The organism is Leptospira biflexa serovar Patoc strain 'Patoc 1 (Paris)' (assembly GCF_000017685.1).
GTDB lineage: Bacteria > Spirochaetota > Leptospiria > Leptospirales > Leptospiraceae > Leptospira_A > Leptospira_A biflexa.
Genome location: NC_010602.1, coordinates 187,538 through 207,079 on the forward strand (window position 1 = coordinate 187,538; position 19,542 = coordinate 207,079).

General features: G+C 40.3%; 23 protein-coding genes. 13 read left to right on the top strand and 10 right to left on the bottom strand.

What is annotated here, in order from left to right; genetic code table 11:
* Positions 1-43 precede the first annotated feature (43 nt).
* From LEPBI_RS00950 to kdsB, 7 genes are read left to right on the top strand one after another with little or no spacing between them, the layout of a single operon-like run.
* The gene (locus LEPBI_RS00950; RefSeq protein ID WP_012387227.1) at positions 44-838 is read left to right on the top strand and encodes an MlaD family protein; all 795 of its coding nucleotides are present in this window, start codon (positions 44-46) and stop codon (positions 836-838) included.
* Positions 838-1,917: a glycosyltransferase gene (locus LEPBI_RS00955; protein WP_012387228.1), complete on the top strand. Its 1,080-nt coding sequence runs from the start codon at positions 838-840 to the stop codon at positions 1,915-1,917. The genes LEPBI_RS00950 and LEPBI_RS00955 overlap by 1 nt, the downstream gene beginning before the upstream one ends.
* 21 nt (positions 1,918-1,938) lie before the next feature.
* Entirely contained in the window at positions 1,939-2,154 is a 216-nt protein-coding gene (locus LEPBI_RS00960; protein ID WP_012387229.1) for a flagellar FlbD family protein, read from the top strand.
* 3 nt (positions 2,155-2,157) lie between these two features.
* Positions 2,158-2,940, top strand: coding sequence for a motility protein A (locus tag LEPBI_RS00965; protein WP_012387230.1), 783 nt, complete (start codon positions 2,158-2,160; stop codon positions 2,938-2,940).
* A 9-nt stretch (positions 2,941-2,949) separates the two neighbouring features.
* Positions 2,950-3,783, top strand: a complete 834-nt coding sequence (gene motB, locus LEPBI_RS00970; RefSeq protein WP_012387231.1) for a flagellar motor protein MotB — start codon at positions 2,950-2,952, stop codon at positions 3,781-3,783.
* A gap of 1 nt (position 3,784) precedes the next feature.
* Complete coding sequence (locus tag LEPBI_RS00975) at positions 3,785-4,312, top strand: flagellar basal body-associated FliL family protein (RefSeq protein WP_002972703.1); 528 nt, start codon at positions 3,785-3,787, stop codon at positions 4,310-4,312.
* Between the two features lie 5 nt (positions 4,313-4,317).
* Positions 4,318-5,058 (top strand): 3-deoxy-manno-octulosonate cytidylyltransferase, encoded by a 741-nt coding sequence (gene kdsB / locus LEPBI_RS00980; protein ID WP_012387232.1) that lies wholly within the window; start codon positions 4,318-4,320, stop codon positions 5,056-5,058.
* Between the two features lie 288 nt (positions 5,059-5,346).
* Here the strand turns inward: kdsB and LEPBI_RS00985 are convergent, their stop codons facing one another.
* From LEPBI_RS00985 to LEPBI_RS19195, 5 genes are all read right to left on the bottom strand, one after another.
* Positions 5,347-7,059: a cation:proton antiporter gene (locus LEPBI_RS00985; protein WP_012387233.1), complete on the bottom strand. Its 1,713-nt coding sequence runs from the start codon at positions 7,057-7,059 to the stop codon at positions 5,347-5,349.
* 77 nt (positions 7,060-7,136) lie between these two features.
* The gene (locus tag LEPBI_RS00990; RefSeq protein ID WP_012387234.1) at positions 7,137-8,633 is read right to left on the bottom strand and encodes a TolC family protein; all 1,497 of its coding nucleotides are present in this window, start codon (positions 8,631-8,633) and stop codon (positions 7,137-7,139) included.
* Positions 8,630-9,967, bottom strand: coding sequence for an HlyD family secretion protein (locus tag LEPBI_RS00995; RefSeq protein WP_187148077.1), 1,338 nt, complete (start codon positions 9,965-9,967; stop codon positions 8,630-8,632). The genes LEPBI_RS00990 and LEPBI_RS00995 overlap by 4 nt, the downstream gene beginning before the upstream one ends.
* Before the next feature lie 18 nt (positions 9,968-9,985).
* Positions 9,986-11,296, bottom strand: coding sequence for an ABC transporter transmembrane domain-containing protein (locus LEPBI_RS19190; protein WP_012387236.1), 1,311 nt, complete (start codon positions 11,294-11,296; stop codon positions 9,986-9,988).
* A gap of 23 nt (positions 11,297-11,319) precedes the next feature.
* On the bottom strand, positions 11,320-12,213 hold the full coding sequence (locus LEPBI_RS19195; RefSeq protein WP_012387237.1) for a 6TM ABC transporter family protein: 894 nt from the start codon (positions 12,211-12,213) through the stop codon (positions 11,320-11,322).
* Between the two features lie 77 nt (positions 12,214-12,290).
* On the opposite strand from LEPBI_RS19195, the gene LEPBI_RS01010 reads away from it, so the two are divergent.
* From LEPBI_RS01010 to LEPBI_RS01020, 3 genes are all read left to right on the top strand, one after another.
* The gene (locus LEPBI_RS01010) at positions 12,291-12,896 is read left to right on the top strand and encodes a YceI family protein (protein ID WP_012387238.1); all 606 of its coding nucleotides are present in this window, start codon (positions 12,291-12,293) and stop codon (positions 12,894-12,896) included.
* Positions 12,897-12,969: 73 nt separating this feature from the next.
* On the top strand, positions 12,970-13,359 hold the full coding sequence (locus LEPBI_RS01015) for a DUF1801 domain-containing protein (protein ID WP_012387239.1): 390 nt from the start codon (positions 12,970-12,972) through the stop codon (positions 13,357-13,359).
* 77 nt (positions 13,360-13,436) lie between these two features.
* Positions 13,437-13,883: a GNAT family N-acetyltransferase gene (locus LEPBI_RS01020; RefSeq protein WP_012387240.1), complete on the top strand. Its 447-nt coding sequence runs from the start codon at positions 13,437-13,439 to the stop codon at positions 13,881-13,883.
* A gap of 93 nt (positions 13,884-13,976) precedes the next feature.
* On the opposite strand, the gene LEPBI_RS01025 is transcribed toward LEPBI_RS01020, so the two are convergent.
* Positions 13,977-14,609 (bottom strand): TetR/AcrR family transcriptional regulator, encoded by a 633-nt coding sequence (locus LEPBI_RS01025; protein ID WP_012387241.1) that lies wholly within the window; start codon positions 14,607-14,609, stop codon positions 13,977-13,979.
* A 203-nt stretch (positions 14,610-14,812) separates the two neighbouring features.
* Between LEPBI_RS01025 and LEPBI_RS01030 the strand changes: the two genes are divergently transcribed.
* Positions 14,813-15,580 (top strand): SDR family NAD(P)-dependent oxidoreductase, encoded by a 768-nt coding sequence (locus tag LEPBI_RS01030; protein ID WP_012387242.1) that lies wholly within the window; start codon positions 14,813-14,815, stop codon positions 15,578-15,580.
* Positions 15,581-15,676: 96 nt separating this feature from the next.
* Here LEPBI_RS01030 and LEPBI_RS01035 read toward each other — a convergent pair whose 3' ends face one another.
* From LEPBI_RS01035 to LEPBI_RS01045, 3 genes are all read right to left on the bottom strand, one after another.
* The gene (locus tag LEPBI_RS01035; protein WP_012387243.1) at positions 15,677-16,327 is read right to left on the bottom strand and encodes a CAP domain-containing protein; all 651 of its coding nucleotides are present in this window, start codon (positions 16,325-16,327) and stop codon (positions 15,677-15,679) included.
* A gap of 243 nt (positions 16,328-16,570) precedes the next feature.
* On the bottom strand, positions 16,571-17,044 hold the full coding sequence (locus LEPBI_RS01040) for an SRPBCC family protein (RefSeq protein WP_012387244.1): 474 nt from the start codon (positions 17,042-17,044) through the stop codon (positions 16,571-16,573).
* On the bottom strand, positions 17,031-17,375 hold the full coding sequence (locus LEPBI_RS01045; RefSeq protein ID WP_012387245.1) for an ArsR/SmtB family transcription factor: 345 nt from the start codon (positions 17,373-17,375) through the stop codon (positions 17,031-17,033). Before LEPBI_RS01045 ends, LEPBI_RS01040 begins: the two co-directional genes overlap by 14 nt.
* Before the next feature lie 434 nt (positions 17,376-17,809).
* Between LEPBI_RS01045 and LEPBI_RS01050 the strand changes: the two genes are divergently transcribed.
* Together LEPBI_RS01050 and LEPBI_RS01055 are read left to right on the top strand one after the other, a co-directional pair.
* Complete coding sequence (locus tag LEPBI_RS01050) at positions 17,810-18,301, top strand: DUF7738 domain-containing protein (RefSeq protein WP_012387246.1); 492 nt, start codon at positions 17,810-17,812, stop codon at positions 18,299-18,301.
* Between the two features lie 245 nt (positions 18,302-18,546).
* Positions 18,547-19,110 carry a hypothetical protein gene (locus LEPBI_RS01055; RefSeq protein WP_012387248.1) on the top strand — a complete coding sequence of 188 codons (564 nt, stop codon included), beginning with the start codon at positions 18,547-18,549 and terminating at the stop codon, positions 19,108-19,110.
* 36 nt (positions 19,111-19,146) lie between these two features.
* Here the strand turns inward: LEPBI_RS01055 and LEPBI_RS19200 are convergent, their stop codons facing one another.
* On the bottom strand, positions 19,147-19,461 hold the full coding sequence (locus tag LEPBI_RS19200) for a hypothetical protein (RefSeq protein ID WP_226992838.1): 315 nt from the start codon (positions 19,459-19,461) through the stop codon (positions 19,147-19,149).
* Positions 19,462-19,542 lie beyond the last annotated feature (81 nt).

Here is a 19,542-nt window from a genome sequence, read left to right on the forward strand (position 1 = left end):
CTTGCCAACTCTTTCTTTTGAAGGAAATTACTTTGAGTCCCCCGTGAAATCAAAAAAAATAAACAACGAAACCATCACAGGTATCATTTTTTTTTCTATTTTGGTTTTTGCATTTTTCACAACTGTCATCCAACCAGACAGACCTACCAAAAAATATCCATACAGACTCTCTTTATTTTATTCTCGCATAGATGGGATCAAAGAAGGGACAGAAGTGCGAATCCTTGGAATCCCAAAGGGGTATGTGGCTCATATTGATTCCAGACCTCTTATCGATGTTCCCGATCGTCGATTTCTTGACCATAACATGGATCATGCGATTGAACTTCATATTGCGTTAGAAGATCCTTTAACTCTTTGGGACAATTATGAAGTTGATTTTCAAACCATTACCTTGTTTTCAGGACGGATCATCAATATCAACCCAGGAAGTTCAGACGGGAAACGCCCCTTTTTCAAACCAACCTTCCGAGAAGGAGAAAAATCTCCTGATTACTTACCTTCAGCAAGGTATTTTGATGATTTTTTCAAGGCAACGTCAGCTACAATGGAAGAAAACAGATCGGACCTCAGACAAATCACATTGGATTTTCGCTCCATCACCGATAAATTAAATCAAACAGAAGGTACGATTCCAAAAATCATTGGAAGTACTGAAATGTATGATGAACTTCTTGCGACGATCAAAGACGCGGAAACCATCGGAAAAGAAGGAAGAAGGTATATGGAAAGTTCTAGAAATTTAGAGAACACCATGCCAATTCCATTTTTAATTACAGCATCATATTACGGCCGTACAACGCCAATTACAGGAAGAAGGATAGGACCACAGGATTAATGAAAGTTGCTATTATACATGATTGGCTTACGGGTATGCGCGGTGGAGAAGTTGTTCTTGATAGTATGTTAAAGGCCTATCCTGAAGCTGATTTGTTTAGTTTGTTTTATCAAAAAGGAAAACTCAACGCACGGATAGAAGATCGAAAGATCACAACCGCGTTTACTAACAACCTCCCATTCAAAAAAAAATACTATCGGTATTATCTGCCGTTATTTCCCACAGCCATCGAATCACTTGATTTAAAAGGATACGATGTGGTGATCAGTTCTTCTCACTGTGTTGCCAAAGGGGTGATCCCACACCCGGACACGTTTCATTTGAGTTATGTACATAGCCCAATGCGTTATGTTTGGGATATGTATTATGATTATTTTCCAGCAAGGAAAGGGTTTAAATTTTTTCTTTTACAATCCATTGCTAATTATCTCCGAACTTGGGATGCAGCATCTGCCAATCGTGTTGATTTTTTTACATGTAACTCGCATTTTGTGGGACGAAGGATTCAAAAATACTACCGTCGCGATTATAAGATCATTTACCCACCTTGTTTGCCACAAGACTTTCGTGTGCATGACAATTCCAAAGATGATTATTATCTCATGGTCTCTGCCTTTGCTCCTTATAAAAAAATTGACCTTGCGATTGAAGCGTTTCGGGAAAATGGAAAACCACTCATTCTTGTGGGTGGTGGCCAAGAAGAAGGAAAACTAGTGAAAAATCTCCCAAAAAACATCCTATGGAAAAAAGGTCTACCACGCCCAGAAGTGATCGAACTCTACAAAAAGGCTCGTGGTTTCATCTTTCCGGGGATGGAAGACTTCGGGATCACCCCCGTGGAATCGCAGGCCTATGCCACACCCGTCATTGCCTATGGGAAAGGTGGGGCCTTGGAATCGGTCAAAGAGGGGAAAACTGGTGTGTTTTTCCAAGAACAGACAGTTAAATCCTTAAATGAGGCCATCAAACGTGCCGAAAAAACCCAATTCAAACGTTGGGATTTCCAAAATTCCATCAATCGATTCACGGAAGAAAAATTCGTAAGCGAAATTCGAAAGGTAGTCGATAGACATAAATAGAAATCTCTGAAGGGGGATCTCTTGGTCATTTTACATCGACTCAAAGGTGCGGAATTTGTTCTCAATGCAGATTTAATTGAGACCATTGAAGCAAATCCAGATACGATCATCACTCTTGTGAATGAAAAGAAATTCATTGTACTAGAGTCCGTGGCGGAAGTTGTGGAAAAGGTGGTGTCCTACCAAACTAGGATCCACAATCTCCCCCAAGTCAAAGAGAAGACCGAGGAAACGTAAAAAATGGATATAGCTACAGTCATTGGTTTGGCCTTAGGTTTGGCCTTGATGTTACTTGGGGTTGTCTCGGGGGGTCTTTCCCTTACCGACTTAATTGACATTCCCTCAGTCATGATTACATTTGGTGGTGCCGCAGCGGCGACCATCATTTCATTCCCATGGACATCGACCATCGGTGTGGGAGCTGTCACCAAAAAAGCCTTCCAAAACCCTCCCTCAGATTTACCAGGACTCATTACGACACTTGTGAGTTTCTCTGAAAAGGCGCGTCGTGAAGGTTTACTTGCCTTAGAAGATGATATCAATGAACTTCCAGAAGAATTTTTAAAGAAGGGAATCCAACTCGTTGTGGATGGAACAGACCCTGAACTGGTTCGTAACATTATGGAAACCGAAATTGGAAACACGGCAGCCCGGCATGCTTATGGTCGTGGTTGGTGGGATGCTTACGCTGGTTTTGCGCCAGGGTTCGGGATGCTTGGGACCCTTGTGGGTCTTGTGGGGATGTTAAAGAACTTAGGTGGTGGGGATGCAAGTGCGATTGGACAAGGTATGGCGACGGCCCTCATTACCACATTGTACGGATCCCTCGCTCAGAACTTATTTGCAGCTCCCGTTGTAAGAAAACTGACACGCAGATCAGAAGATGAACTTGTGATCAAACAAGTCATGGTAGAAGGAACGTTATCCATCCAATCAGGGGACAACCCTCGGATTGTGAAAGAGAAGTTGGCGAGTTTCTTAACTCCTGCAGAACGAACTGCACTCAAAGACGACGGAGATTAAACATTAGTCATGGCGTCTAAAAAAGAAAAATGTCCTGAGTGTATCCAAAAAGTTCCCGAGTTCATGGCAACTTACGGGGACATGGTGACACTTCTCCTTTGTTTCTTCATTCTTTTGTATACTACAGGGAAAACAGATGCAAAGGAGATGCAAATCATCCTCTCGGCATTTAAATCGACCACTGGATTTTTTACAGGTGGGCAAACTCTTTCCAAAGGATCATTGGAAGAGATGGGAATGCAAATCGAATCTTTACCATCACAAGTGGTAGGACGAAACCTTTCCAAATCCAAAAAGGATGCACAAGAAGTTTTTAAACCGGAAGTGGAAGCAGGTAAGGTGCGCATCTCGGAAAACGAAAGAGGGCTTGTGATCTCTCTTGTTGGTGCTGATTATTTTTATCCAGGTTCCGCTATCCTAACGCCTGCGATCCGAGAAACTTTACGAAAAGCAGCAGGACTTATCAAAGGACTCGAACGATTTGTTCGTGTGGAAGGGCATAGTGATGATGATGCCGTGAATCCAGTGAGTCGTCCAGGTCGTGAAGAAAGGGAATATATCAATAACTGGGATTTGGCGGGTGCTAGGGCCGTGAATGCCACTGTATTTATGATCAATGCAGAAGAAATTGAACCAAGTTGGTTCCAAGCGGTTAGTTTTGGATCCTATAGACCTCTCGTATTAGAAAATGAAGGTACACCAGAAGCAAAGGCTTTTAACAGAAGAGTGGATATCATCATTTTAACAGAGAAGTCTACCAAACGAGGACCAGGAGAAAGTAAATACGGTCTCCCTGACACTCGTTTGCCGAACACAGAAACAAATGTAGAAGGAGAATTTTAACATGGGTGACCGTGAAGTAGATGAAGAAGAAGGTGGGTTAGCCGAAGGTAGTTCCGCCTCTGCCGGGATGTCCCCCATTGTAAAATGGTTATTGTACATCGCTGCTGCCATTTTTGGGATTATCATTGTAACCGTTATATCGATGTTTGTTGCTCAAAAGACGGCAACAAGTGTATTCAAACAACAAAAGAATATCTCTCTTGTGAAAGCTCCCCCTCCTTTGGAAGTTTACACATTCCAGGAAGAGTTTCGAGTGAATACTTCTGATGTAGGTGAGTCACATTTTGTGAAGTTAAAGATGTCTCTTGGATTTGAATCGGGCCAACCTGCACTATCTGCAGAACTTGCGGCACGTGTGGCTCAAATGCAAAACATCATTAACTTAGTGATAGCTCGAAAAACAAAAGATGATTTAAAATCCATCACCAACCAATTGGATTTACGTGAGGAAATCAAAGCCCACTTAAATCACATTTTGACGAATGGAAAAATCAAAGAGGTTTACTTTACCGAGTTCTTAGTAAACTAGGACCTATGTCCGACCAAATTCTCGGTGTGATCCCTGCACGCTTTGCGAGCACACGATTTCCTGGAAAACCACTGGCCCTCATTGGAACCAAACCAATGATCCAGTGGACCTACCACCACGCATCCCTTTCAAAGTCTTTCCACCGTTTGGTGGTCGCCACCGATGACAAACGAATCCATGATGTGGTATTGGGTTTTGGGGGTGAGTCTGTTCTCACAAGCCCCGATCATCCCACTGGTACCGACAGAATCATTGAAGTAGCAGAAACCTATCCCAATTACGGAATCATCGTGAATATCCAAGGGGATGAACCCGGAATGGAAGCTTCCTTAATTGATGGAGTGGTGGGTTTAAAAACCAAACACCGAAATTGGGAAATGACAACTGCCGCCGTGCCATTTACAAGTGCAGAAGATCCAAAAGACCCTAACAAAGTTAAGGTGGTTTTTGACAATAAAGGACGAGCCAATTATTTTTCTCGTTCACCGATCCCGGCCTCCTTTAAGGGAGAAGCGAAGTACCATCGTCATTTAGGCATTTATGCTTACGAACGTGACTTCTTAATGAATTATAACCAACTCCCTCCATCCGATTGGGAAACGGTAGAGTCTCTGGAACAACTGCGTGCCTTACAAAATGGATCAACCATTGGGGTGTATCTTTCTGACAAAGCCAATCTTGGTGTGGATTCGCCGGCTGACTTAGAAGTGGTGATTACAGAATTTAAAAAGAAAGGTTTACTTTAGATAGCAAATTCCATTCGATCATTGGATCGGAAATAAGTAGCAAAAAAATTAAGCTTTGATTTCTATCTCAATCGTTTCCCTTTTCCTTTACTTTTCCACGGCTAACAATTGTTGTGTTTGGTTCTTTGCTGGATCAGTGATCGGGTCCATTTTTATCAAAAGAGACAAGCCGGTAATCTGTTACCGGCTTGTTAGAATTAAGGTTCTAAAATGTTTTGTATTTTTATTTCAACTTTGTTTCAGATAGTTTGATTCTGTCTTAGTTTCGTCTGAATTAATTTGTAATGATTACACTTCTCTTTCATTATTTCTCATCCCTCGAGAAATGTAGTCGTATAAAAATTCACCTGTAATCACACCAGGAATGATCACTTTTTGAGCTCCATCCGCTACTAATTTTTTTGCTTCTCCAGGTTCATCGCTCGTCAAAATGATTTTGGCATTGGGTGCGAGTTTACTAAGAGTAGACAGCAAACGATTGTTATTTGTTCCTTTGAGAAAAGAATCAGAGATGGTACAAATCACCATGGATGCGTCATGTAATCCAATGTGGGATAGGGAATCAGGATGTGCCAAGTCCGCATAGGCCCACTGGAATCCTTTGTTTGTGAGTTCCTCTTTAAAGGCAGGATTGTAGTCAGCGATGATGATCCGTTTGATAAGAGATGGTGATAAGTCCTCCAAGTATTCCACAAAGGCACGAGCGATTCGGAAATAACCGAGAACAATGATGTCTCGCACCATCCCATCTCCACCATGCCCTCCATGACCACTTTGCCCAGATGGATCGGCCGATCCTGATTCCTCTGTTTGGTCAGTGATTCCTACTCTTGCTAACAAACGTTCTAAGGTAGCGGCAATGTTATGGTTGAACATGATGATGTAAGTTGATAACACAGAAGCAATGATCGTGGAAGTTAAGATGACTGCTTGTAGTTTAGGAGTGATGTGTTCAAAACCAGCACCTAATGCAAGGATCACAAGAGAAAATTCAGAAATTTGCGCAAGGTTCAGAGCTGTAAGGAATCCATTACGAACTCCCTTATTGAGTTTGATGATGACAGGGGCAATGGTAATCATCCGAACAAATAACATAAGTGCAATGATCGCTGCAGAAAGCCCAATGACTTCTAAACTTGGGAGGGGGACTTTAAGACCAAGTGCCACAAAGAAGAGGGTGACAAAGAAGTCTCGGATTCCGATGAGTTTGGAAATCACATCCGCACCATAAGGAAATGCCGCAATGCTCATACCCGCAACGAGAGCACCCATTTCTTTGGAAAGACCAGCTTCTCCTGCGATTCCACAAACCAAAAAACACCACATAATCGAAGTAAGAAGGATTAACTCAGGGCTACTCGCACAGGCTTTGTATAATTTGGCGAGTACGTAACGACTGACACTGAAACTAAAGGCGATGAGTAATACAATGATCCCAACAGAAGTGAGGATTTTTAAGATTTCAGGGTTGTTTAGGTTTGGTTGGACCCCCATAAACAAAATGGCCCAAATGTCTTGGAATACTAATACTCCCACGGTCAATTTTCCTGAGAGAGTGTTGATCTCTACTTTGTCCTGTAAGAGTTTCACAACAATGAGTGTAGAACTCAAAGAGAGTGCGACGGCGATATAAAGAAGATCAAATTTTTCCGAACCAATCGAAAGGCCAAAAAATGGAAACACGGAATAAACAAAGGCAACAGAAAGTGTGAATTGTAAGATACCGAGAGTGAACATCGCCTTTCCCATCTTGGCGAGTTCGGCGAGATTGATTTCAAGACCGATGATGAAGAGTAAGAGGATGAGTCCAATTTCGGATATGAGTTCGATACTCGCTTCGTTTGTCACAAGTTCGAATCCCATTTCTTTTCCAAGCATTGCCCCACCGATAATATAACCTAAGATTAACGGCTGTTTGAGAACCCTTGCAATATGACTCAATACTGTTGCGAAAATGATACTCAGACCAATGTCTTGTAAAAGTGACTCTTCCCCGTGCATAGATACCTTCTTTAGGGAAAAGTTTAGGAATTCCTTGAGATGTGAAAGTCGTTTTTTTTTCTACAGAAGATTTACGACTATGGAGTGGGAGAATTTTGTAAGAATGTAGCAGTGGATGCTTGGAAGTTGGCAACAGCTACGTGATGATCGTACAATGCCTTAATTTCACGCACCGCCGCTTCGGCACTTGTTTGTTCCCGAATATTCACAAATAAGAGAGTCGAATCCCCTAAGGAAAAACGTTCTCGTTCCATCTCCTCCAATTTACGGGCTAGTTCCACTTCACTTTGAGTGACAGTCACACGTTTTGCCGAAGCAATCACTTCTGAGATGGCATCCTGTACTTCTGTTTTGATTTTATCTTTTGAGAATTGGAGTTCTTGGTCAAGTTGTGCGATTCTTGCTTCTGCCGCTCCAATCATCCCACGAGGCCGCCTCGTTTGGATGGGTACATTGAGAACAAGGGATGCTTCCAGTTCTGGTTTGGCCCTCGTGACAGAACCTGGTCCAAAGTCTTGTGATCCTGCCACCACGAGATCCACTTGGGGTTTGAGTGAATTGTATCCCATGTCTTGGTCTACGCGTGCCTTTTCCCGTTTGAATTCGTAGTCTTGGATTTCGGGACGAAACTTCCATGCAATTTTAATGCTTTTGTCGAGTTCCAAACCTTTATAGTCGATGGGTTTTGGAAATCCGATGGGCAACCGATCGGTAGAGGGAAGGATCAAATTCCCATCAGCCGCCCGAAGGAATAAGGACAAATCAATTGCGGCTTTTTGCATCTCACGTTCTGCAGAAACAAATTGGGATTCCCTTTGTAAAATCGCACGGTCATTTTCTGTGCCTTCCATTTTAGGAATGTCACCTAACTTGATTCGTTGGGTAATTTGTTGTTGTCTACTTTTTGCTATCTCTAACAGGTCTTTGTTGACGAGAAACTCCTGTCCACTCGCGACCCATTTCCAATACCGTTTGGTGGCTTCTTTGATGACTTCAATTTTTAGTTTTTGGATGGATAACTCGGCAAGTTTACGATCAATGTCTGCCTTCCGAAGGTCGGCTCTGTTTTTATCAATCTCACGGTTACGCATCAGGGGAACAATCGCACCAGCTCTCACCTCCCCATAATCATTGGTTTCGCGTTTGCCATCATACACTGGAAATTTCCCACGTCCTATGCGATATCCTGCAAAGAAGGAAGTTCCTCCGAGTGGAGTTGGTTTTTCAAACACTGTATCTGCAGCATTGTTTGTATAGTAACCTATGGGTTTTGTTGTTCCCATGGATTTGAATTGTAAATCAAACGCACCTTCGGCGGCCAAATAATTGTATTCAGTTTCAGTTAATAGTTTCTCTGCTGCAAGAACAAGGGGATAGGATTTTTCTACTGACTTTAAAAGTTCAGAAAGAGTGAGAACTCCAGGTTGTTGGTTGATATAATCTTGCGAATAGATGTTTGGCCCATGTAAGGATTCGAAAGGGTCTTTTGTTGGATCCGCTTCCAATAAAAATGAAAAGAACATTCCGAATGGGCATAAAAGCGCAAATAAAAAAGAATTTAGATGCGATTTCATTTTCCTTTGTCTCCTCCACCATTCTCATCTAACAACGATTTCATTTCAGGATCATCCATTGGCAAATTTGGTGGGAAGTCATTGAACCTTCTCCATAATTCATAACCAACACTCACACGATTGAGAAAGATCCAACCTTTGGCACGAACCCCTTGTCTCAAGTAACGGCTAGAAGGCCATTGGCGGTCATCTCGGTCAGGGACAACGAGAACACGGAAATTTCCAGATCCATTGTCTGTGATGTCAACCAGTTTCACTACCCCACCGAAGGTTCCTACAGCAGTTTCTGGCCAACCACTGATTTGTAAAACAGGGTAACCTTGGAATTGTAAACGAACCTTTCGTCCTTCGCCAACGAGTGGTATGTCATTGCCTGAGATAAAAAGTTCCACTGCTTTGTCTTCAGCATCCGGTACTAAGATGGCAACTCCATCCCCTTCCTTTACTTGTTGGGTATCTGGGTTCACGAGGATTCGCATGATGATCCCATCTCTTGGCGCAAAGATTTCTTGGTTTTCTTGTCTCGAAAGTCGCGCTTCTAATTTGGGTAGGTCTTCTAAGACCCTTGCCACTTCGGATTGAGCGGAAGCAAGGGAAGCCTTGGCATCATTGATGGATGCTTCCGCATCTTGTTGCACCTTTCCCGTATCACTATTCAACGCACGTTCTTCTTTCACGGCCGCATCGTAGGCTGCTTTGGCTCGGTCAAGGCCTGTCTCAGCATTGGTATGGTCCAGTTCCGCTAGTTCCAAAGTTCGTTTGGAAGTGAGTCCTTTTTCCCATAATTGTTTTTGACGGTCTAAATTCAAATTGGCAGTTTTGAGGGCAGCTTTTGCAGCATCTACTGCCTGTTCGCTGGCTCGCACTCGATCTTTTGCCATCATCCTGCGAGAGTCAGCAGCATTCACCGCACTTCCCATGGAAGAACGTAAACTTAATATCCTAGAACGAATGTTGTCTTCTCTAGACCTAGCAGCCTCTAATCGTTGTAAGAGGGCATTTTTTTCTTCACGAATCCGGTTGATAAAATTAGGATCATTGTCTGAGATATCAATGATCGGATCTCCCTTTTTAACACGTGTCCCTTCGTGGACATGCCATTTGACAACACGTCCACTGATAGGAGACTCAATCACTTGTTGGCGGTCAAGTGGTGCATAAGCAACCACTCGTCCAAAACCCATCGTAGTTTGTTGCCAAGGCACATAGAGTAAAATGAGAACACTTAAGAAAAATATTATGGTGAGGATGTAGGCTAAACTTTGTGCAGGAAGTGCTGTTTGCACCAACCGGTAAGAAGGTAGGTTTTTACGAAGTTTCCATTTTGGTGACATATTAGTGTTCATAGTTGTTTATGGATTCACCTTTAATGAATGAGAATCATCTTCCAACTTTAAGATTTGGTCCATTTGCCCAAGGATGGTTGGTGACTTGGACACAATGAAAACTGTTGATTCTCGATTTTTTTGGAGTAAATGTTTCAAACAAGAATTTAACAAGGGTGGTGGCAATTGGTCAAGGATTCCATCAATGAGAATCAGTTTTGGATTTCCGATAAGAGCCCGGGTTAAGGTAAGAACTGCAGATTGTACATTATCAAAAGGATGGCCAAACGTTAACAGCTGTGTGTGAATACCATGAGGTAAGGATTGGATGGTTTTCCAAAGTCCAAGATTGTCTAAAAGATCACGGATTGTGATGAGAGAAATTTCTTCTCTTCCAACTCGGATGTTTTCCAATATAGTGCCTTCAAAAATTTCATTCCCTCTGACAAGAACAGTGTAGGTTTGGATTTGTTCCTTGGACACTTCGTGGATGTTTTGGTGATTGTATTCCACAATTCCAGAATTTGGTTCCCTAAGGCCACTCAGCAAATCAAGTAAGATATGGGCATCATAAGGTGTGTTAGACGAGACACCGATGGCTTTTCCTGCTTGCACTTTTAAATTGAACTGAGTGAAAATTTTATGTCCATTGGCAAGGGAATAATCGATTCCCGAAAGTTGGACTTGGATAGGACCTTTCGGAATTTCGAAAGGAACTGTTTTTGCCTTTAGTGTAGGCAAATGGAAGACAGAATTGATTTTATCCACAGCCGCAATCAAACTATAAAAACTATCGAGTTGTTTTCCGAACTTGGATATATCGCTAAGCACCTTTGCGATGACAAGTTCTGCGGCCACCAACTGTCCGATGGTCAATTGTCTATGGATGACAAGATACCCACCAATACCAAGAACAATCGCACTGGCTAACGCTTGTATGCCGACAAGTCCAATGATTTGTTTGATATAAACGGAAAAGTATTTTTTACGAGCAAATAAGTAATCACGGATAAGGGAATCCGCTTTTTCGATGGCAAAATGAGAACCAAACGTTGAGTGGAATAAGGCTGAATGGCGAGAAATTTCTTCGAGCCATGCTGCTACTTTGTATTTTTCTTTGGATATTTTAATATAATTTTCTGAAGCTGGTCTACCCAATTGGTAGATCACCAGATACCCTCCTACAAACAAGATGAAGAGAGAGAAAACAATGAAAATGGGGTGATAAAAGGAAATGAGCACAAATCCGATCACAGTGGTCAAAATTACGGCTAGCCCATCAACTAACAAGGAGTGTATGGACTTTTGGATGGTCATGGTATCAAAAAACCGATTCACAAGTTCTGGGTTGTGGTGTTTGTCTAAGGCATCTTGGCGGATCCTTGGAAACCGAACGGCAAATTCCGTTGCGATCCGAACAAAACACGGCGTTGTAAAATTTCCACTACATAAATCTGAATGGTTTGCATAGCACCTGCAAATCCTAGAAAAAATACAACTAACAAAGTTAAGATGATAACTGGTTGTAATAAAACTCCAAAAGCTACTATGTTAACAAGTGAAGAGGTTGCAACGGGAACAACAAGGGAAAGGATTCCAATTCCTATCCCATAAATAAAAACAATCCAAACATCTTTTGATTCAATCCGAATCAAATGGTAAATTTGTTTGATGGCATTCTTTAATGCGGAAGAAGTAGAGTGAATTTCCTTTTGAGATGAAAAAGGAAATGTTGGTTCTGCAACAATCCAATCCACTTCATCTTTTGTTGTTTTGATTCCAAATAATTTGAGAAAGTCTTTTTCGGAAACCCATTCCTCTTCTCCGACGTAATTGTGCAGTGGTCGGATGAGGTATGATGATGCGTGATAACCGATGATTGCATAAATTTCAGGAAGCCCAAGATCTTTACTTTTGATTTGGAATAAAAAGGGAGCATCCTTTGTGATATAAGTTCTGATATCCAAAATGGATTTTTGGACAAAGTTGAGTTTGATTTGGTATTGGTGGGAAGCGGCGATCAAATAATCGAGAAATTCCAATTTTGCTTCATGCGGGAATTTGCTCCGAAGGGAACGAAACCCTTCCATGATCTGACTTGGAACAGATTGGATGCTCAATGATTCTGCTAAAAAGTCTAAAATGGACTGTGCGAGGGATTCTCCCCTGGAAAGTCGTATGGGGAGTTCTGTCTCCTTTGCTTTGAAGAGTTGGTTTCGGAAATGTCGCACCAACGATTGTAATAATTTTAACATGTGAATTTTATTTCGTGCTTTAGACTCCTCTTGACAAAACTTTGTTTTTGATTTTCCATCATTCAGCAGAGGTTTCTATGAAAATTTTTTATTCTTTTTTAGCACTATTGATGGTCGGTAGTTTCGGGTCAATTGATGCACAAGAAAATTGTGTTTTTGAGTATGATCCTTCCCAAACGAGTTTAGAATGGACGGCGTTCAAATTTACAGAAAAAACAGGTGTTAAAGGTAAGTTTGATTCCATTCGAGTGGTAGGAAAAACAAAAGACAAATCAAAGTTTGGTGTCGCTGAGAAAATCCGATTCCAAATAGACAGTTCGTCCGTCAATTCTGCAAATCCCGATCGAGATGCCAAAATTAAAAAGTTTTTCTTTGGATCTGTGAAAGGAAACCAAAAGTTAATGGGAAACTTTTCTGAAATGACAGTTGGAGAAACAGGTACGGCAAAACTCAACCTACAATTTGGAAAATCCAAAACATCTGTTCCAGTCAATTTTGTTTGGAAAGAAAATACAGTGGAAGTCACAGGTACTGTGGACGTGGCCTCTCTTGGTTTGGCACAAGGTTTGGGAAAATTGAATGCAGAGTGTAACGATTTGCATAAAGGTGCAGATGGCGTGAGTAAACTTTGGCCCACAGTTGATGTAAAAGTCGTGTCTACTTTGAAAAAAACATGTAAATAAAATGAATTGTTGGCCGACGATTCGCATAACGATGATTAACAAAGAGTAGTTCTTTCAGTAGGAAGGAAAGTCGATGGAACAAGATATCAAAGCCAATCACAATTCACAATCACCAGAAGATTTGGAAATTTGTAATCTCTTGTATGAAGTGATTTGCGCAAACCTTCCGAAATCAGAACGCAAAATTTGGCATGCCCATCCTGTTTGGTTTTTGGATGGAAATCCAATTGTTGGGTATAGTAAATTAAAGTCCGGTGTTCGCCTCCTTTTTTGGAGTGGGCAAAGTTTTGGGGTCGAAGGTCTCACTCCAGAAGGAAGTTTCAAAGCGGCCGATGTTCGTTATACAGATGTGAAACAAATCAAAAAAAAAGATCTGAAACTTTGGTTATCAAAAGCCAAAAAGATCCAATGGGATTATAAAAACATCGTCAAACGAAAGGGAGTATTGGAACGATTAAAATAATTTTAATAGGAACTCGTAATCCAATTTAATCGGAAAGGAATGTACCAAGAGAGTTAAGAATTCGATCGAAAGGAAACATGGAAAACGTAGAAATCAAAAAACTAACTTCCTCTGATTTGGAACAATTCCTCGAACTCATTCGGGTATTCGAAGATGTGTTTGAGATGAAAGAGTTTCAAATGCCAAAATCAAATTACTTACAAACCCTTTTGGAACGTGATGATTTTTTTGTCTTTGTTTCAGTTTTGGAAGGCAAGGTTGTAGCTGGACTCACCGCCTATTTATTACGACAATACTATTCAGAAAGGCCACTCGTTTACATTTATGATTTAGCAGTACAATCGCATTTGCAAAGAAAGGGGATTGGTAAATCTCTCATTGCATCGATCAATTCCTATTGCAAAGAGAAAGGGATGGAAGAGGTCTTTGTCCAAGCGGATTTGGCTGACGACTATGCTTTGGATTTTTATAAAGCAACGGGTGGTCGGCCAGAAGATGTGGTGCATTTTTATTATCCACTTTAAATTCAATATCATTGGAAAGATTGGAGCGGATAACGCGGTCAATGTTAGTAAAAGACAAAGATCAACTAACCGATGCGAGGCGCCCCAATGCATTTAACCGGGAATTTTTAAGGCAGGCATCACCACTTGGTCAATGAGTGCGATAAACAGAGCTTTGTCGGGAGGTTTACGTTCGATAAGAGCTCGGTAGGTTGCCATGGAGTTTAATACTTTACAAACAAGTTCGACATTTGCCTTTTTAGAAATTTCCCCACGTTCCATGGCCCTTTGGATGAGGGTTCGGTTCACTTCTGTCCAGGGACCAAAAATTTCCGTAATCCCCTTTTTTTCAATTTCTTCATCTAACCAGAAAGTACCGAGACCTCCGAGTACTCTAAGTTTTGCATTGGCCTCTTCCATCGAATGGGGTTTGAGGATGGCTAAAAAATCATTGCGAAGCGAACCTGTATCGGGAATTTTTTCGAGTTCTAATTGGTTCCGATTCATCCAAATCAAAGCATCTTTGACAAGTTTGACTTTGGACGGCCAACGTCTGTAACAAGCAGCCTTTCCAGTTCCCACTTTGGTCGCAATTTGATCCATCGTCATTCCATCAAAGCCTTCTTCGGCTAACATCTCTAAGGTAGCATTCAAAATTAAGGCATCCAGAGAAGGGTCTCGTTTCCTACCCATGACTGGTGGTTGTGGGGCTTTTTTCGGAACAGTGACTCGTTTTTTCTTTTCCATTCGATTCTGATTATAACATAAAAAATGATTTTGAAATCAAAGGGAATTATCTTTTTACCAAATTTTTTTATTGACCAAAGAATTCTTGATTTTCAATGTCCAAATACGATACTAACCAGTTCCGATACTATTTGGTTCCGTAAGTAGGCTCGGGCCAAATGGAAATCGGGAACATGTTTAGATTTGAGTAGGAGTGTGAAACGATGGATTCAAAGAATATGCGCATTGTCCTTGTTACCGGGGCAAACCAGGGGATAGGGTTCCAGGTAGCCAAAGAATTAGCAATGAAAGGAAAGAAAGTGCTCTTAGGGTCTCGCGATAAAAAACGAGGGGAAAAAGCGGCAAAAGAGATTGGGAATGGATGTGTCGCCATCCATTTGGATGTAACGGATCGAAAGTCGATTCAAGATGCGAGTGAGTTCATCCGACGAGAATATGGTCGACTCGATGTGTTGGTCAATAATGCAGGTATTTCCAATACCAGGATGCAAAAACTGGGTTTATCCATGCATGAATACATGGCGTCAACTCGGGCAAGCATCGCATCGATTGATGAAATGCGCGTTGTTTGGGATACCAATGTGTTTGGCGTACTTACCGTGTACCAGGCGATGTTACCTTTGCTTAGGGAATCTAAAGATGCTCGGATTGTAAATGTCTCAAGCACATTAGGATCGCTCAATCTGAATGCAGACCCTAATTCCGATTACAGTTCCTTTTATAGTCCAGTGTATGCGGCATCAAAAACGGCACTGAATGGAATCACACTTTCCATGATGTTGGAATTGAAAGACACATCGATCAAGGTGAATTTAGTATCGCCAGGTTTTACCAAATCGGCCCTGACTAATTTCGAAGGGTTTGAGAGCCTTGAAGATGGGGCACGCGAAGTGGTGAGGGTTGCCGAACTTGGACCAGAAGGACCAACTGGTACCTTTACGACTTGGGATAACGTGTTAGTTCCTTGGTAATGGACGAGAGAAAATCTAAAATTGAAACTAACGTCAATAATCTAAGACGTTAGTTTCAAAATGGATGACACATGATTCATCACAAACTGTTTCATTCTATCGGATTGTGGCAAATACATTGGTCCAGTAGTGCGAATAACTCGCGTTAATATTGACACTCTCGCGAGCCGTATAACCAATCCCTACATGAGTGTAGTTACAATTTTCCATATTTTCTCGGTGTCCAGAGGAATTCCACCACTGGTCAAACGTTCCTTCGGCAGAAGCTACACCTGCTGCAATATTTTCACCAGCTCCGACATTCAAACCTTCTGCTCTCACGCGACTACTTGGTGTGGAACCATCTTGGCCAGTATGAGAAAAGAAATTGAACCGAACCATATTATCATTGTGTTTTTGTGCGGCAAGGTTCAGTGCTGGGTGTGGTGATGTGGATCCAGAGCATTGGGAAACATTTAAAAACGTTCGTGTGGTTCCATTGGAAAACGTATAAGAACCATTCCTTCTATAGGTTTCCAAAATTTGATAAAAATCTAATGCTTTGCCTGATAAGGTTCCTGATGAACTAGAGGCAATGGCAACAATTCCAAGATAAAGTGACTGGTTCTCTTGATTTTCTTTTTTTTGACTCTCACATTCTGTTTTTAACGTCATGGTATCGATTGGGCAATCGGCTATATTTTGGATGCAATTGCTTAAAGAGAATAGGAAAATCAGTATAGCGATGAGGTATAAAAATTGCTTCATGATGACTGTTTAAAAAATGGATCTATAAAGTCACCTAACAAAGTTTCAAAGATTGAAAATGGGAAATTTCTTTCCATACAATCGGTAATCAAATTGTCATTTGATACAAATGATCATTAAAATAGATTTCCAAGGATGAGGGCTTTGCTACTAAAAATTAGATCCATAACTTTTTTGCTCTCATCTATAGACAATTGCAGATAAGGCTATGAATCTGATTCTTTGATCTTTTTTCTGAATTGATTAAGATACTTTTACATGACCTGCAAGTGGGAATCCCGATTCCAAATATGTTTTGAGATTGGAAAGAACACTTGGCCATCCTGCAGAAATACCATTGTACATCTGTGGGTCTAAGTCTTCGTGGTTGACAACCAAACGGACGAGCCCATTGGCATAAGGTTCAATGTCGAAGGTGACACGAGAATGTTTGGATTCGTCGGAGATTTCCTCCGGTCTTGCCCATGTGATCACAAGTTTGTTAGGTGGGTTTACGACGATCACTTTTCCCATAAGGTCAACTGTTTTCGCATCGTCCATTCTTACATGTTTCCATTCAGAACCTACCTTCCATTCTGAAACATTGACGTGTGCTGGATTTTTTGCCAGTGGATCCGACCAATACTTTTTTGTCACCTCTGGATTGGTGATGGCATTCCATACCTTTTCTGGTGTGCTTAGAATAAAAGTCACATAAACGAAGTTACGTGGTTCCATGATTTTCTCCTTCTAATTGTTTTTTTAAATCGTGCATAAAACCTAAACGATTCTCTTCAAATTTCCGAACCCATCGTTCATACACTTCGTAGATCGGAACTGGGTTGATGAAATGTAGTTTTTCACGCCCTTTCCAAATAACAGTTATGAGGTTGGCATTGATTAAGATTTCAATGTGTTGGGTTGCTGATTGCCTTTGCATTTCAAGTTCTTCACATAATTGGCCGAGAGTTTGTCCATTTTTCGAAAAGAGTAAATCAAGAACCTTCCGTCGATTCGGATCGGCCATTGCTTTGAAAACCAGATCAGTTCCTTTTCCTTCTTTGGGCATTGGAAATAATATGCAGGTATTTGCCTGCATGTCAAGGAAGAAATACAGTTTAATTGGGAAAAAGTTGAGAACCAGTGGAGAAATCGTTGGAAATCGTGCTGGGATTAGGTGATGAGGCGGAGTTGAAAATGACACATCGCTTCCATTGCATTTGATGGGGAAAGGTAGAGTTGTACCCAATTACAGATTTCGTCGTCTAATTGCAATTTTAGATGGTTAAACGAACTCAATCCTATTACTTGAGAATCGACATCGAATATATAGAATCTAAAATAAAATGAAAAAGAATCATACTTTAAATAATGATGTAGTGTCTATCAAGAAATTTATAAACAATCAAAACAGTATCTCATTAAATATAGTTTTGAATATTCTTTCTTGATCTTTGAGGATTTAAAAATCTTATAGGAAGACAAACAAATCCAGGAATTTTAATGAATCAAAATAAATTACAATCGTTGATGTTATGCCTCCTTTTCTATTCAAATGTTTCTGTTTATCCCGTAACTCCAGAAACCATACATATCATCATCTCAGAAGACAAAACCATGTTATCGGAATGGGAGATACCTGAGGAGCTTACCTTAGATACTTTAGAGAGTAAGATCGGTACACATGATAGAACAAATGAAACGGAAGACAGCATCAAGTATATTTGGGATCATTTAGGGATCGTTGCAAAATTTAGCAAAAACTCAAAATTTTTAAATAAACTAACAGTTTTTTATGCAACAACCTTAAAAAATGAGGAACCAAAACAAAATTTCAAAGGGAAAATGAACTTTTTTAGTTCTGATCCAAATCAAAAAGTTGAAGCTACCTATAAAGGTTGGATTTGCCGATTTAAACTTGGAAATAGAAGTTTATATGGTATATGTAAAGGTGAAAATAGAAATTTAGAACAAATTGATATTCTTTCGAAATAAAATCTATTTTCTAAATACATTCGATGATTCTGCAAGATTCATATAACGAATGTATATCGAAAAAGAAGATTGAATTCAAAAGGAGCCTATCTTGGACAATGATGATTTTTGTTGCGTCATGAACAAGTATTTTGATTTCGTGAAATTTGTTTTTATCATTGCAATTCCAATTCATGTTCCAAAATGCATCTAACGTTCACAATGTGTGAATTGCTTGAAGCAAACATTTTTTATAGGAAAATAAAATGAAATTACCTAAATTTATTTTGAGCTCTATTTTACTTCTTTCTATCTCTGCCTTCGCAAATCCTAATCCTCGTCCAATCATTCAAAAAGATAAAAATGATTGTTGGGTCATTTCAGCAAGTGCTGTCATCGAGAGGGGGAAATCCAGTCCAGCTACAGATGTATTGCTGATTCCAATTTTTAAAGGGTCGGGAAATCCTGTTGAATATACCGAACTCAGAAAGATAACGGATCCGCAATACAAAGGGGAATCCATTATGCAATTTTGTGCATGGAAGGCGAAAGGTCAAAGGCGAGAGGATGTTTTACTTGAAATCCTTAAATTTTACAAAACGAGTCTTTTAGCGGATAAGGATATCTATCAGGCTGATAATGTTGATTCGGATGGAACAACAGCGGAACTTACCTATCAGATAAAAATTGGAAATGCAAGGGGAAGTATTCGTTTTTTGATTCCAGATTCAGAACGTTTGGATTGGGATTCCAATCAGCTACAAAAATTAAAAATCAAAAATACAAATTCACCTATTTACTTTAGTATCGGTATGGGATTCCCCAATTGATGGTAAGAAAGAATTGTAATTTGAGAAAGTATTGATTTAACTCCGTTTCCCACGAAAGAGTTTCATCAAATCTCTCTGAATCAATCTACATTCATATCGAAAAAACAATAAACTAATTCCGTAAATGAGGATCATCATTGAAGATAAAATAATTTTATCTTTCAGTGGTTTGTGTGATATGATCGAGTTGAGTAAAAGGATAAAGAAAAAAGTAATAAGTACTGCCAATGCAATGAAAATATTGTATTCCATTCTCAGTTTTATCTTTAGGAATAATTTTTCTTCATGCATTGTAAAGTTTACAATGATGAATGGTTGGAAATCATTTCGATAGTCTATCTTCCTATACATCTTAATTTGAGTTCCAACTATTTCCTCAATATGATAATTGGATTTTCCAAATCTTAATAATCCTTTTTGATCCGTTCTATT

Excerpts from the sequence above, each read along its gene's own strand:
- LEPBI_RS00955 (WP_012387228.1), top strand. The coding sequence starts at position 838 with ATGAAAGTTGCTATTATACATGATTGGCTTACGGGTATGCGCGGTGGA.
- LEPBI_RS00965 (WP_012387230.1), top strand. The coding sequence starts at position 2,158 with ATGGATATAGCTACAGTCATTGGTTTGGCCTTAGGTTTGGCCTTGATG.
- motB (WP_012387231.1), top strand. The coding sequence starts at position 2,950 with ATGGCGTCTAAAAAAGAAAAATGTCCTGAGTGTATCCAAAAAGTTCCC.
- LEPBI_RS00975 (WP_002972703.1), top strand. The coding sequence starts at position 3,785 with ATGGGTGACCGTGAAGTAGATGAAGAAGAAGGTGGGTTAGCCGAAGGT.
- kdsB (WP_012387232.1), top strand. The coding sequence starts at position 4,318 with ATGTCCGACCAAATTCTCGGTGTGATCCCTGCACGCTTTGCGAGCACA.
- LEPBI_RS00985 (WP_012387233.1), bottom strand. The coding sequence starts at position 7,059 with ATGCACGGGGAAGAGTCACTTTTACAAGACATTGGTCTGAGTATCATT.
- LEPBI_RS00990 (WP_012387234.1), bottom strand. The coding sequence starts at position 8,633 with ATGAAATCGCATCTAAATTCTTTTTTATTTGCGCTTTTATGCCCATTC.
- LEPBI_RS00995 (WP_187148077.1), bottom strand. The coding sequence starts at position 9,967 with ATGTCACCAAAATGGAAACTTCGTAAAAACCTACCTTCTTACCGGTTG.
- LEPBI_RS19195 (WP_012387237.1), bottom strand. The coding sequence starts at position 12,213 with ATGTTAAAATTATTACAATCGTTGGTGCGACATTTCCGAAACCAACTC.
- LEPBI_RS01010 (WP_012387238.1), top strand. The coding sequence starts at position 12,291 with ATGAAAATTTTTTATTCTTTTTTAGCACTATTGATGGTCGGTAGTTTC.
- LEPBI_RS01015 (WP_012387239.1), top strand. The coding sequence starts at position 12,970 with ATGGAACAAGATATCAAAGCCAATCACAATTCACAATCACCAGAAGAT.
- LEPBI_RS01020 (WP_012387240.1), top strand. The coding sequence starts at position 13,437 with ATGGAAAACGTAGAAATCAAAAAACTAACTTCCTCTGATTTGGAACAA.
- LEPBI_RS01025 (WP_012387241.1), bottom strand. The coding sequence starts at position 14,609 with ATGGAAAAGAAAAAACGAGTCACTGTTCCGAAAAAAGCCCCACAACCA.
- LEPBI_RS01030 (WP_012387242.1), top strand. The coding sequence starts at position 14,813 with ATGGATTCAAAGAATATGCGCATTGTCCTTGTTACCGGGGCAAACCAG.
- LEPBI_RS01035 (WP_012387243.1), bottom strand. The coding sequence starts at position 16,327 with ATGAAGCAATTTTTATACCTCATCGCTATACTGATTTTCCTATTCTCT.
- LEPBI_RS01040 (WP_012387244.1), bottom strand. The coding sequence starts at position 17,044 with ATGGAACCACGTAACTTCGTTTATGTGACTTTTATTCTAAGCACACCA.
- LEPBI_RS01045 (WP_012387245.1), bottom strand. The coding sequence starts at position 17,375 with ATGCCCAAAGAAGGAAAAGGAACTGATCTGGTTTTCAAAGCAATGGCC.
- LEPBI_RS01050 (WP_012387246.1), top strand. The coding sequence starts at position 17,810 with ATGAATCAAAATAAATTACAATCGTTGATGTTATGCCTCCTTTTCTAT.
- LEPBI_RS01055 (WP_012387248.1), top strand. The coding sequence starts at position 18,547 with ATGAAATTACCTAAATTTATTTTGAGCTCTATTTTACTTCTTTCTATC.
- LEPBI_RS19200 (WP_226992838.1), bottom strand. The coding sequence starts at position 19,461 with ATGTATAGGAAGATAGACTATCGAAATGATTTCCAACCATTCATCATT.